Origin of the sequence: Pseudoalteromonas sp. R3, assembly GCF_004014715.1 — a bacterium.
In the GTDB taxonomy this organism is placed as follows: Bacteria; Pseudomonadota; Gammaproteobacteria; order Enterobacterales; family Alteromonadaceae; genus Pseudoalteromonas.
In genome coordinates, this window is record NZ_CP034835.1 from 2380721 (window position 1) to 2394187 (window position 13467).

9 protein-coding genes, 5 tRNA genes and 1 pseudogene are annotated in these 13467 nt (G+C 45.6%); 12 read left to right on the forward strand and 3 right to left on the reverse strand.

Features of this window, described 5'->3' with window-relative positions; genetic code table 11:
- Window positions 1–1382: pseudogene (locus ELR70_RS15345) on the reverse strand (amidohydrolase).
- A 638-nt stretch (window positions 1383–2020) separates the two neighbouring features.
- Between ELR70_RS15345 and ELR70_RS15350 the strand changes: the two are divergent.
- Window positions 2021–2380, forward strand: coding sequence for a DUF3718 domain-containing protein (locus ELR70_RS15350; protein WP_054015001.1), 360 nt, complete (start codon window positions 2021–2023; stop codon window positions 2378–2380).
- 92 nt (window positions 2381–2472) lie between these two features.
- On the opposite strand, the gene ELR70_RS15355 is transcribed toward ELR70_RS15350, so the two are convergent.
- A complete protein-coding gene (locus ELR70_RS15355) occupies window positions 2473–3165 on the reverse strand; it encodes a hypothetical protein (protein ID WP_054015000.1) in 693 nt (230 codons plus the stop codon).
- Window positions 3166–3300: 135 nt separating this feature from the next.
- Here ELR70_RS15355 and ELR70_RS15360 point away from each other — a divergent pair, with 135 nt between their 5' ends.
- Both ELR70_RS15360 and ELR70_RS15365 read left to right on the forward strand, forming a co-directional pair.
- Window positions 3301–4155 (forward strand): fructosamine kinase family protein, encoded by an 855-nt coding sequence (locus ELR70_RS15360; RefSeq protein ID WP_054014999.1) that lies wholly within the window; start codon window positions 3301–3303, stop codon window positions 4153–4155.
- Between the two features lie 78 nt (window positions 4156–4233).
- The gene (locus ELR70_RS15365; RefSeq protein ID WP_054014998.1) at window positions 4234–4437 is read left to right on the forward strand and encodes a CPXCG motif-containing cysteine-rich protein; all 204 of its coding nucleotides are present in this window, start codon (window positions 4234–4236) and stop codon (window positions 4435–4437) included.
- Between the two features lie 227 nt (window positions 4438–4664).
- Here ELR70_RS15365 and ELR70_RS15370 read toward each other — a convergent pair whose 3' ends face one another.
- Window positions 4665–5306, reverse strand: coding sequence for a riboflavin synthase (locus tag ELR70_RS15370; RefSeq protein WP_054015278.1), 642 nt, complete (start codon window positions 5304–5306; stop codon window positions 4665–4667).
- Window positions 5307–5444: 138 nt separating this feature from the next.
- On the opposite strand from ELR70_RS15370, the gene ELR70_RS15375 reads away from it, so the two are divergent.
- The 9 genes from ELR70_RS15375 to ELR70_RS15415 all read left to right on the forward strand — a co-directional run bounded on the left by ELR70_RS15375 (window position 5445) and on the right by ELR70_RS15415 (window position 13252).
- A complete protein-coding gene (locus tag ELR70_RS15375) occupies window positions 5445–6800 on the forward strand; it encodes an MATE family efflux transporter (protein ID WP_054014997.1) in 1356 nt (451 codons plus the stop codon).
- On the forward strand, window positions 6772–7758 hold the full coding sequence (locus tag ELR70_RS15380) for a DUF3080 family protein (RefSeq protein ID WP_054014996.1): 987 nt from the start codon (window positions 6772–6774) through the stop codon (window positions 7756–7758). The genes ELR70_RS15375 and ELR70_RS15380 overlap by 29 nt, the downstream gene beginning before the upstream one ends.
- 126 nt (window positions 7759–7884) lie before the next feature.
- Window positions 7885–7961: transfer RNA gene (locus ELR70_RS15385), tRNA-Val, on the forward strand.
- A 33-nt stretch (window positions 7962–7994) separates the two neighbouring features.
- Window positions 7995–8071: transfer RNA gene (locus tag ELR70_RS15390), tRNA-Val, on the forward strand.
- 33 nt (window positions 8072–8104) lie between these two features.
- Window positions 8105–8181 (forward strand) — tRNA-Val (locus tag ELR70_RS15395).
- 747 nt (window positions 8182–8928) lie between these two features.
- Window positions 8929–9014 (forward strand) — tRNA-OTHER (locus ELR70_RS15400).
- 33 nt (window positions 9015–9047) lie between these two features.
- A tRNA-OTHER gene (locus ELR70_RS15405) sits at window positions 9048–9133 on the forward strand.
- Window positions 9134–9867: 734 nt separating this feature from the next.
- Window positions 9868–11064, forward strand: a complete 1197-nt coding sequence (locus ELR70_RS15410; protein ID WP_054017646.1) for an extracellular solute-binding protein — start codon at window positions 9868–9870, stop codon at window positions 11062–11064.
- Window positions 11036–13252, forward strand: coding sequence for an ATP-binding protein (locus ELR70_RS15415; protein WP_054017647.1), 2217 nt, complete (start codon window positions 11036–11038; stop codon window positions 13250–13252). Before ELR70_RS15410 ends, ELR70_RS15415 begins: the two co-directional genes overlap by 29 nt.
- The last annotated feature ends 215 nt before the right edge of the window (window positions 13253–13467 follow it).

Sequence of the window (13467 nt, forward strand, 5' to 3'; positions counted from 1 at the left end):
TTAGCGCTGACCCAGCATAAAATCACTTACAGCCTGATACTTTTCATCGTGGCGGTCATATACTTTGGCACCATCGATATAAACAGTTTCAGCTTTAGAGTAAACACTGAACGGGTTTCGATCCCAGATCACTATGTCTGCTTGCTTACCTTGCTTTACTGAGCCAGTTATCTCCTCAATACCCAGTGATTTAGCTGCATTATAAGTGATCCACTTAATCGCATCTTGCTCTTTCAGTGAGAAACCAGCCTGGTTTGCTGTATTCATGATTTTAGCCGCTTCATGGTTCAAACGCTGGATGGTCGTGTCTGAGTCTGAATGCACAACCGCACAAGAATTCTTTACAGCATCCACGATTGCTACGTTTTCCGGTACCATGTCATAGGCTTCCATCTTAAAGCCCCACCAGTCCGGCCACAATGCAGCACAGTTTCCGTTCTCAGCCAGAAGATCAGCTACTTTATAGGCCTCGATACCGTGATGGAAAGTGCCAGAGTGATAACCAAACTCTTTGGACAAGTCGATCATCATCGCCATTTCTTCTGCTTTATAGCAGTGGTTATGGATCAAGATTTCACCGTCGAGCACACCACGAAGCGTGTCAAGACGAATATCACGCTTTGGCGCATCCGGATTCAGACCTGCGGCATAAGCTGCTTCATATTGCTCCCATGCCTGCTTGTACTCACTCGCTTCTGCCCAGGCAGCTCGGTAGCCGGCCATATTACCCATACGCGTATAAGGCGCAACGCCCTTGCCACCATATACCCGTTTCGGGTTTTCACCACAAGCCATTTTCAGGCCATATGGCGCATCTGGAAATTTCATACCCTGCATTGTTGGTGAAGGCACATTTTTCAATGTCACACTGCGACCACCAAACAAGTTTGCAGAACCGGGTAGGATCTGTAAGGTTGTGATCCCCCTTCACGGGCACGATTAAAACCAGGATCTTGTGGCCAAACTGAATGTTCTACCCAAACCTGAGCGGTATTTGGTTTTGTTATTTCATTACCATCCGCGTGTGATTCAACAGAAGGACTAGGATAAGCGCCCAAATGCGAGTGCACGTCAATGATCCCAGGTGTAACCCACTTACCCTGCGCATCTATCGTCACGTCTGCCTGAGCAGACAGATCCTGACCTACCTGACTGATTTTACCATCTTTAAGTAAAACATCAGTTGCTTCGAGACGTTCACCCGTTCCGGTCAAAACCGTTGCATTGGTGATAAGTGTAGAGCCCTTGCTCAGCGGCTGGTAGGTACTTGGGTATGGATTTTTATCAATGGTGACTTTTTCTTTTTGAGGGCCTTTGTCTTGGCACCCAAGAAGAACTGTACTTAATGCAAGTACAATCGCCGTTGGCTTGAATTTTTGCATCATTTTTCTCTTATTGTTCTGCGTGATTGATCACCCCGCAGGCTATTGGCTAACAATTGACGTAAAATTGCAACTTAGTTTCGACAGTTCACAATATAGCTCGGCCACCTGCACATTTCGAGTTTTCTCCCTGTAATATAGATTTATCTGAACTTTAGATTCACTCGTTCAATCAAAGCAATCACCACTTGCCTAGCCTGTTCGTAGACTATTGCCCAGTCTTGTTTCGCTCAACAACACGAGTAAACACCAACTGCACCATGAAATTGTGCCAATACTGTTCGTGGCTTGTAGATATCTTGACTGTACGACACTGGATTAAAAAACCAAATTATCCAGCAATACAGACACAATCAGAGAAGCATAGACACAGCTTTGACACAGGTATTAATCTAAGTTCAATCAAACGAAAACAGCACTATAATGAAACAAAGAGAAATGGTTAATCGAAAAAAAGTTTTCCAGGAAACGCCACATCTCCATTTACGCCGAGAACAACTATACCATTAAAATCAGCTTGTTACTTGGCCTTTTTAATTCAGACATAGTTACTTACATTCGGATATTGTCCCGTTACAGCATTTTGCATTATTCGCATCAATACTTGTTGTGAGCTTGACATAAATCTGGAGAACATCATGAAATTTGCCGCGACCCTAATCCTGTCACCACTGCTTCTGGCAACCAGTTTATCAGCTAACGCTGGAGGAGTTGAATTTGTTGGAACTGACAACAGTATTGCCACCCAACTGTGTATTGCCGTTGGAGCAAACCACCGCCTGACGTTACTCAATGAGCTGAACGCACACCACATAAGTCGTAAGGTTGTTACAGACAAACTGACCTGTAACGATCTGAGTGTAGCTCAGTTTGCGAAAAAATTTAACCTCCACAAGTCTGCACAGCTGCTCAATATTGACTCCACCACAGATACCTCAATTCGTGATATCGCGATGTCTGAACAGCACAAAACCATTGCCGTGTATGGTTCTAAGTAAGTCCGAGTGACCACCAGCGCATTGCGGCATCTGATTAAAAGATGCCTCAATGCGCTGGTATTAGTCTTTTCAGCGCTTTTATACTCGTTCTGTCATATTAAAGTTGCTAATAAACCAAACAGACCTCCGAATACTCCACCCCAAACCACGAGCCACCCAAGGTGGGTATGGATCATGTCCTGAACGATACTCTTTACCATAGCAGGTGTCAGTTCAGCCAGACGCTCTTCTACGGCATGTTCAATGGCTACTTTTATTGCCTCGACCGACTGCCCGCTGGTCAGCATTCCTGACAACTGCTGCTGAAATTCCGGACCTTCACTGATCTCAAATAAGGCTTCTTTCATTTTATCCGTAAAGCTGTCTTTCATCGGTTCAATAGCTTCTTTACCACCAACCATTGCGAGCATAGCGCCAAACTGTGAGGCCTCAATAACCTGTACCAGCTTATTGAACGCAGGGGATAAATCCGTTTGGGTGATCACAGGCTTAAGATCCAATTGAATTTCGTTCTTTTGAGCAAAGCTACGAAGCTTATCGTCATTAAAAAACTCTTCGAGTATGAGTTTACGGATTGCTGTTTTGAATTCTCTGAATTTAATAGTGATAACTCCCGATCCATACAAACCAGGCACCTTTTCAAATAACATGTGAATTGCAAGCCAGTTTGTCACTGCACCGGATAGTGCAAACAGTCCCATAGTTAACAGTACATCGACTTTCATCAACCAGCCAATAAGTACGACTGCGGCGGCCAGAATATTCGTCACTAGACTTTTACTCATTATTGCCTCTTGTGATCTGAGTATTTTGTTCGGCCGCATATTGTAGTGAATTTAAATCTGTCTACAAGTATTTGTGTTATAGCAAAAATCGACCATAGTTTAGGATATGTGTAGTGATCAAACTGTGAAGGTACTATGTGGAATCTCGTAAATCAGTATATCAGTGAAGCAATTCATGAACATTTCGAGTTTACCCGTAAAACGCAGTTGCCCTGCAACGCACAAGCTCGATTATTCAAGATAGAGAATGATCATCACTGCTACTTAGTCAAAGTCGACCACATACAAGCCCTCGAGCGTTTTGAGTGTGAGGCTAAAAACCACGACACACTTATTCGAGACAGTGATTTTTTAATAGCAGATACGATTACAATTGGCTCAAGCATTGAGTTCTGCTTTTTAGTGCTCGAGTGGTTGGAAACCTCGGGAGAGATGGAAGATTGGTTTACCTGTGGTACGACTTTAGCGAAATTACATGCGCGCCACGAACAGCAAATGTACGGTCTCGAGGAAGACAACTACTTTTTTGATCTGGCGCAACCAAACCAATGGCACAAAAAGTGGGAAGTGTTTTTCGCGGAAGAGCGAATAGCTTGGCAGTTACAACTATTGGCTGAGAAAGGCATCAAGCTTGTAGATATAGACAAGTTTGTTGAGGAGATAAAACCCATGCTCCCTCATCAGGTCGCCCCTTCTTTGTTACACGGCCATTTTTGGCGCGGTAATATTGCTTTTTCTCAGGGAAAGCCCTGCTTGTTTTGTCCTTCCTGTTATTACGGCGACAGAGAAGTTGATCTTGCATCCAGTGAGCTTTTTGCTCCCTTACCTGCGGCGTTTTACGAGGGGTACGACAGTGTATACCCGCGCCTGGATGGACACGAAGAAAGTAGACGCGTCTATCAACTTTACCCTCTTTTGTGCCATGCCAATATGTTTGCAGGGGATTACCTGAAACAAGCGGCCAGCCACATAGAAACCCTATACAAATAAGTGCAACTTTACTGTAATAATCCACAATGCTGCTATAGTTATTAATGCTAAAAATGGAAAACTCGTTGGAGTAAACTCATGAAGCAGCTGTATGACCAACGTATTAGTTGCCCGCATTGCGGCCACCACATCTTTGTTAGTATCGACGCCAGCGAGGGCGATCAGGACTACTACGAAGATTGCGCAGCCTGTTGCAACCCTATTCACTTAAACATGCATATCGACTATGCGATCAACAAGCTTGAACTGAGGGTAGACTCAGACGACGAACAAGTGTTTTAACAGGCACTGACTGTGCCTGCTTCAAAGCAATCAATGTGAGTGCTTAACCTGCTCTTCTGATTATATTGACGTGTCGGTGAATCGCATATTCTCTTTGAGCAACTGTACCGCTAGGTATCGAACCTTACTGTGTTGCTTTTTAGATGTGCACATGGGTACCTTGCAATAACAAAAAGCAGATGCCATGTTCTCATCAGCCTCTTTCACATTAACCAGGTGAGGACATATTACAAAGAGAAGTTTCCTCTGTTTTTACGCAGATAGTGCTCAACCGTGTTAACGGTGGTATATGTTTGCTGATCAACTTCAATGTTCAACGCATCGCCAACACGCGCCCCGCCTATATTGGTCAGCGTCAAAGTTTCTGGAATAAGGTGAAGCCAAAAGCCCTCTTCTTCAAGTTTGCCAACGGTTAAGCTTGCACCATTAACGCAAATAAACCCCTTATAGAGAATATATTTTTTCCACTGTTCGGGGATGGTAAGCTTGATCCGGCAGTTGTCTGCATCCTGAATGATTTGTTCAACTGCCCCCTGGCAATGCACATGCCCAGATACAATGTGTCCACCCAACTCGGTGCCAAAGGTCACAGAACGTTCAAAATTAACCCGGGCGCCCTGCTGCAAACCACTGAGGTTGGTCAGCTTGAGCGTTTCATCAATCACATCAAAGGATACCTGACCAACGACATCAGCCCCTCTCACTTCAAAGTCAGTAACTGTCAGGCAACAACCATTAATTGCAATGCTTGCACCATGAGTCAATTTTTCCAGGTACCGGCTATCAACTGATAACACTAACCTCATGACCCCTTCACGTAAAACGGCACTGACCACCGTTGCTTGAGTCTGTACAATTCCGGTAAACATAACGCTCAGATTTTCGAAAATAGTGGCGCGCAGTGTATCGCAAACAGTTAACAGATTAAACAGCCCTTTCATCGGATAAAAGTGGTAAGTTTTTAGGAAGTTATTTAAGATTAACGTTTTAGGAAACCCAGACTCAGTATGAAATTCGCTTTATGGGAAGCTAAGCGCCTGGTGCGCCTTGCCACCCCCGTCTTCTTTGCCCAGATAACCCTTGTGCTCATGTCCGTTGTCGACACTATGATGGCAGGACAAGTGAGTGCTGAGGACCTTGCCGCATTGTCTATTGCAACCGGCACCTGGAATCCGATGATTTTTTCATTGCAGGGGATTTTACTTGCGATCACCAGTATGGTGGCATATTGCGACGGCGCCAAACAACGTGACGGTATCAAAACCTATTTCCAGCAAGGTATTTATCTGGCATTGCTACTCTCTTCTTTGGGCTTTATCGCCAGTGCTTTCACGCCTTTGGTCTTTGCACGGATAGGTGCCGCCAGTGCCATCACCACACTGGCACAGCAATATATTGATTTTGTAAAATGGGGCCTGCCTGCCTTTTTATTGTTTTCGGTCTATCGCAATGTGACTGAAGGCGTTGGCAATACCAAAGCTGCTTTGTACATTAGTTTGCTCGGCCTCGCGGTCAATGTCTTTGCTAACTATGTCTTTATTTACGGCAAACTTGGCATGCCAGCCCTGGGTAGTGCGGGATGTGGCCTGGCAACGACGCTGGTGTTTTGGGTCATGGCCGTCGCCCAGCTCATCTATAGTTTTTACAACAAATATCTGGACGGTCGTTGGTTAATTAAGGGGTTTGCACGCCCTCATGCTGCTACTCAATTCCAGATAGTTAAACTGGGTCTGCCCATTTGCCTTGCTACTTTCTTCGAAGTGACCTTGTTCGCCTGCATTCCTCTGTTTATTGCAGACCTGGGGGCAATCGCGGTGTCCGGGCACCAGATAGCAGCCAGTGTCACGACTATTCTGTTTATGCTGCCGCTGAGCTTGTCCATGGCAATTGCGATACGCATTGGCACCTTATCGGGTGAAGGGCACTACTCGCGACTGGTGAACTCGGTCTACACCAGCTTTGTATGTGCCGTCGTGGTCTCTATTATAGTTGCCACCTTCACTTTTGTGATCCGCAACGAAATTGCCTGGGTATATACTCAAAACACCGAGGTTGCAGTACTCGCTTCCGGGATAATCGTGCTGGCCTGTATTTATCAATTGCCAGACGCTTTGCAGGTTGCCGCCAATGGCGTATTGCGAGGCTTAAAGTACACCAGCCCTATCACCATAGTCACGTTTGTCTCTTACTGGTTGATTGGGTTCAGCCTTGGCTTTGTGCTCGCAAAGACGGATTTACTCGTACCGGCTATGGGCGCAAGAGGGTTTTGGGTTGGTATTATCGTTGGCTTAACCTGCGCTGCGATATTACTTCTGTATTTTGTGAGGAAACGCCTTGATACGTTACGTCCTGATCCTGTTTAGTGCAGTCTTAACTGCCTGCACTCCTGTGGCCAGCGATATCAACCAGGAATATGCGGACAGACTGGCCCATGTGCTGGGCTTGTCGCCTTTAAAAGTTGAAAAGCCTGACCCTCTGGTGCCATACAAAGCCTCCAGGCCACAAGCGTCTTTTAAGCTTTCTGTTTTGCAGCTTGCGGATCTGGGACACTGCGCGCTGGCACAGGACGTTGCCACGCACAATAACCAGCTTGGCAAGTTAGCCGTGCCCAGCGAGGTCTTTAAATATCAACTGCGCTTCATTCAGCTTGCCGATCAATGTATAGAGGACAGCAGAACCAGCGACCCTGAAGTTAAACAGATCCTAGCGCAAGCCGCTGCAAACAAACGCACGGCTTTGAGTCAGTATTTCGCTTTTATGCTGTCGGCAGAGGCTGAACTGACTCAATTTACCAGGCTGACATTTACCGAAATCGATAAGCGCGGTACTGATAATGAAATTCAAGCCAACGAAGGCCTGGCCACTTTGGCATCAATCGCGATCTCCCTGTCAACGCCAGAAAAGATTGATCCGGAGCGTGTCACGCCTGCCCTCAGGAAATTAAACAACAATCACTATGTTCAGACTTTGCTCACCAGTGCACGCAAACAAATTAGCTGGAACCGAGCGTTAACGCAATGGTTATCACAAGTAGAGCTCCAAGCAGCCGTATGTCCTGAGGGGAAAAACCAACGTAAAGCCGAAATATTGCACAATGTATTCAATAAGTTTTCAATTTCAACATTGCAACCTTATCAGGCTCAACTGACTAACCAGCTACAGGAATTAAGTGACTCTGTGACAAAAATTTCGGCGGCGATACCCTATCCTCCCTACCCAAATCATGCCGACGTGCTGATGGATGAACTGAAAACGTCAAGTCGACAGCACGCACAGTGGTGGCAGCGCTTTTACAAAGTGTGTAAAGTTGCACCGGTATGAACGAAAAAAGTGCAAACAAACATTAATTTAGCAAATTTACTTGATCCCACTGAACGCTCACTATATATTAGCGGCCGTTGGCAAGTGACTTAATGCAACAAAACAGTCATAACAGTTCAACATTGTACGACCGTAGCTCAGTTGGTTAGAGCACCACCTTGACATGGTGGGGGTCGGTGGTTCGAATCCACTCGGTCGTACCAACTTATTTAATAAGTTAAAACTCAAATCTCAGTACGACCGTAGCTCAGTTGGTTAGAGCACCACCTTGACATGGTGGGGGTCGGTGGTTCGAATCCACTCGGTCGTACCAACTTATTTGATAAGTTAAAATGCATATTCCAGTACGACCGTAGCTCAGTTGGTTAGAGCACCACCTTGACATGGTGGGGGTCGGTGGTTCGAATCCACTCGGTCGTACCAAATCATTTTATAAGTTAAATCCCTTATCTCAATAAGTCAGTAGCTCAGTTGGTTAGAGCACCACCACTCTCTATGACCCGGTCCAATGGTCGGTGGTTCGAATCCACTCGGTCGTACCAAATCATTTTATAAGTTAAATCCCTTATCTCAATAAGTCAGTAGCTCAGTTGGTTAGAGCACCACCACTCTCTATGACGCGGTCCAATGGTCGGTGGCTCAAATCCACTCGGTCGTACCAAATCACTTTATAAGTTAAATCTCATATCTCAGTAATACCCTAGCTCAGTTGGTTAGAGCACCACCACTCTCTATGACCCGGTCCAATGGTCGGTGGCTCAAATCCACTCGGTCGTACCAAATCACTTTATAAGTTAAATCCCTTATCTCAATAAGTCAGTAGCTCAGTTGGTTAGAGCACCACCACTCTCTATGACCCGGTCCAATGGTCGGTGGCTCAAATCCACTCGGTCGTACCAACTTATTTGATAAGTTAAATCTCATATCTCAGTAATACCCTAGCTCAGTTGGTTAGAGCACCACCACTCTCTATGACCCGGTCCAATGGTCGGTGGTTCGAATCCACTCGGTCGTACCAAATCATTTTATAAGTTAAATCCCTTATCTCAATAAGTCAGTAGCTCAGTTGGTTAGAGCACCACCACTCTCTATGACCCGGTCCAATGGTCGGTGGCTCAAATCCACTCGGTCGTACCAACTTATTTAATAAGTTAAAACTCAAATCTCAGTACGACCGTAGCTCAGTTGGTTAGAGCACCACCACTCTCTATGACCCGGTCCAATGGTCGGTGGCTCAAATCCACTCGGTCGTACCAACTTATTTAATAAGTTAAAACTCAAATCTCAGTACAACCGTAGCTCAATTGGTTAGAGCACTACCACTCTCTATGACCCGGTCCAGTGGTCGGTGGTTCGAATCCACTCGGTCGTACCAAATCATTTTATAAGTTAAAAGCCTTATCTCAATAAGTCAGTAGCTCATTTGGTTAGAGCACCACCACTCTCTATGACCCGGTCCAATAGTCAATACTTCGGATCCACTCGGTCGTACCAAATCATTTTATAAGTTAAAAGCCTTATATCAATAAGTCAGTAGCTCAGTTGGTTAGAGCACCACCACTCTCTATGACCCGGTCCAGTGGTCGGTGGTTCAAATCCACTCGGTCGTACCAAATCATTTTATAAGTTAAAAGCCTTATCTCAATAAGTCAGTAGCTCAGTTGGTTAGAGCACCACCACTCTCTATGACCCGGTCCAATGGTCGGTGGTTCGAATCCACTCGGTCGTACCAAATCACTTTATAAGTTAAATCTCATATCTCAGTAATACCCTAGCTCAGTTGGTTAGAGCACCACCACTCTCTATCATTACTAACCTTCGCTCGCTATTTTCAATTCATCAGCCTATAAATTTGCTCATTTCACCTTGCGCAAAAGTCGCGCTAAAGCACGGTTTCGCACCACTAATCCACTCGGTCGTAACTGCACCCGTTATTAACCTCCCATCACAATTCTTAAAGACCTCATATTATCTACGCCTCAACAGCCTGTAAAATTGCGCATTTCACCGTTAGTACGAGTCATGTTTATGTGAGAGTACATCGCACAGGTTTGCTCTGCCCTGATATTTTGCTATAACTAGTTAGCGAATCCCACTCTAAGGAAGGTCATGCTTGGCAGGTTATCCACCACGTTCTTGTCCATGTTGATAACAGGCCTGTGCAGCTGTATGGCGCAAGCTAAGCAGCCACTTCCTCAATCATTGACTATTGCCATTGGTCTTGAGAACTACGACTTCAACCCCCTGTTTAAGGAGTTCACCAGGAAAACCGGTATTAAAGTTAAGGTCGTTGAATTCGAGAACAACTCTTTAAAGTCTGAGCTACTGTTGAGGGCCAGTAATAACGCCCTACCCGACGGTATCATAGTCCCAGCAGACTATATGGGCCTGACAGCGCTAAACTTGTCCGAAGTACCTGATGATTGGCTTTCAACGCACTTAATTGACCAGGTCCGCATGAACATCAAAGCCAATGGCATTACGCTAGGTGTACCGATTGTGTTTGGTAACCACCTGATGCTGTATTACAACCGAGCACTTGTCAGCGACCCTGCCCAAAACTGGCAGCAGCTTCGCGAGCAACAACAGAAGCAGATGCTTAAAATCAACTGGAACTATTACGAAATGTACTGGTATCGAGCGTTTTTAGGCACTTTCGGAACATCAGTGATTTTAAATGGCAACGCTCACTTAGATACACCCGCTATGGTTAACGCCCTGCGCTGGTATAAGTCTCTAAAAGAAGAGGCCTGGCTGGATGTAGAGTGCGACTACGATTGTACCGTAAATCAATTTTTAGCCGGTGAAGTTGCCTACACCATCAATGGCTCCTGGATGTTCCAACGTTTCTCTGAACATTTCAGTGATAAATTGGGTGTTGCGCAATTACCCCGTCTACGCGGTGAACCGATGCGTTCGTACTTTTCATCTCACGTTATGGCGTTTCCCGACAACGCCTTATCCGGGAGCAAAAGAGCCGAGCTCAGAACACTGTCTGAGTTTTTGCAATCTCTGCCTGTACAAACTAATTTATGGTCTTCCATTAATGCACTACCTGTCGACAGGCGCGCACTTGAAATGCTTAAGATACAAGGTATTACACAAGTAGAGGCGCTCATCTCTACCTTAGAGTACGCTCAGCCTATGCCTAACGAAGCACAGATGGCCTTTGTCTGGGAGGCGATGTTAAAGGGTTTAACACGCCATCTGGCTGGCGTACTTGATGAACATCAGGCCGCCCACTTTATGCAACATATTGTCGAGAAGTCGATTAGCTATGAGCAAGAAAAAAAGCCTGGTCAGTGAATTACAGCTTAAAGTCGGTACAATGGTTTTAGCCCTGCTGACCATTGCCCTCGCTCACTTTGCTTACAGTGCCTGGACCCAAGCTAATAAAATCGCCGCAGACACGGTTGCACAAAGAGTAACGAGTCTGTCTTTAGACATTAAGAACAGACTCGCCGAATTTACTTTTCAGGTTGCTCATTACAGTGATCACCGGATCCTGGCAGAATTGCCGCTCAATCTTTTATACACGCAATACGCGCTCAAAGAAATGCGCGATCTGGTCTACACATCTCCCTTGGTAAAAAGCGTAATGATCAGCGACGGTTCGCCCTACATAGTCGAAGGTTACCCGCTTTATACCCTACACTGGGCCACGCCTTCTGTGATTGAGCATGCCAACTCAGTGATCAACGAAAATGCACGTGAGTTGATGGTACGTAAACTACTGATCAGCAATAAAGAGCTTGGAGTTACCGATACAAACGGGGGAACCTTGTTCATTGCCGTACCACTGCGCCAAACATTGCCTTCTTTAATAGACCCCTTTCGCTATACCAGTGTGCTCTTTTTCGAACTTGACGTAAGAGAGCTTGCCATTGAGTTGGCAGATTATGAATCTTTGAGTGTTTTTTCAGATCAACAAATGTGGTTTCGTGAAGGCCAGGAATTTGAAGGAGGCTTTAGCGCAACACATCCTATTTATGAACGCAGTAGTGACGGATTAAACTTATCTCTCTCACTTTCTCACCAGCACAGCGCATATACTCGGGAGATCCTCTACGCCATTATCAGAAGCGCACTACTTGCACTGGGTGTATTAATCATCCTCTTTTGGTACCTGGCCTACGTGAGCCGTAAGGTAACAAGCCCCATGAAACAGCTTGAAAAATACTGCACATCGCTGACTTCAGGTAATTATCAACAAAATAATGCGGATCTGGAATACGAAGAGCTCAAAACACTACAAAAGACGCTGAATGAGCTAGTGAGTACCGTCAATACCCAAGTGACGCAGCTTAAGCAAGAGAAGGTACGCGCAGAGCAATCTGAATTGGCTAAAGCGCAGTTTCTAGCCACTATGAGCCATGAGATCCGCACGCCCATGAACGCGATTCTGGGAGTGTTCCAGCTACTAAGGCAGCACCATCATGATCAAGAAGAGCACTCGCTCGTCGAGCAAGGCTATACCTCCTCGCAGACCCTACTTGCTCTGGTTAATGACATACTCGACTTTTCAAAAATGGAGGCTGGTAAGCTTAACCTTGAAGTACTTGCAGTAGACATATTAAAGCTATGCAGGGAGGTGATTCAGGAATATCAACACCTTGCACGTGATAAACAAGTCCAGCTAGAACTAACCACGGAGCTAAAACCACAACTATCAGTCAGGCTTGCCGATCCCCTGCGGCTTAAACAAATATTGCGCAACTTGTTGTCAAATGCCATCAAGTTTACCGAACAAGGTCAGGTTAAGCTGAACGTGCAGGGCGACAAAGAGCAACTTTTGATTGAGGTCTGTGATACGGGCATTGGCATGACGCCTACTCAGGTCGCCAGCCTGTTTAAGCACTTTCAGCAGGCTGATAGCTCAACCACGCGCAAATATGGCGGTTCGGGGTTGGGACTGGCAATTGTCAAACAGCTAGTGGAGCTGATGCAAGGGGAAGTTGCTGTCAGCAGTGTTACGGGTGAAGGTAGCCAGTTTACAGTTAGTTTGCCGCTGGTATGTACCAAGCTGACAGCACAACACTCACCCAATAAAGCTCAGCCGCAAATACCCGACTTACGCGGTATCAATGTCCTGCTGGCTGAGGATAACCTGATTAATCAACAAATATTTGCTGCGATGATGAAAAAAACCCACGCTAACCTCACCATGGCAAACAATGGTCAGTTGGCGATGAATTGTTTTAATGAGACACCACCCGACCTTTTCTTTGTCGATATTCAGATGCCGGTGATGGATGGTATAGAAGTTTGCCAGCAAGTGAAGAATACCGGCTACCATAAACCGCTCATTGCCATCACAGCCAATGTGCTCCCTGAGGATGTTAGCCGCTATCTGTCACTTGGATTCGATGATTTCGTCGCCAAACCAATTGATATGCAGGCGCTGTTCGATACCATTGCCCGGGTTATGGACAGGCAGTTACAAGCACCATCTGACCCTACAGGCTCTGCGACCCAAACACTAACAGACAAGTAAATCCATTTGAGCGTTCAACAGCCCTCCTTCGGTTCAGCTTTTTGTTCTCAGTAGCAAGTACTATTTTCATCTGTTTACAGCTAACAAACTACAGCCAGGCTCAGGAGTCGAAGACAGAGAGTTATTGGAATATTTATATTGACCCTAGAATAGAAATAACCGAGAATTTGTTTCGTAATTTGCTACATACTGAAAAACACAATAAATCAGCATTT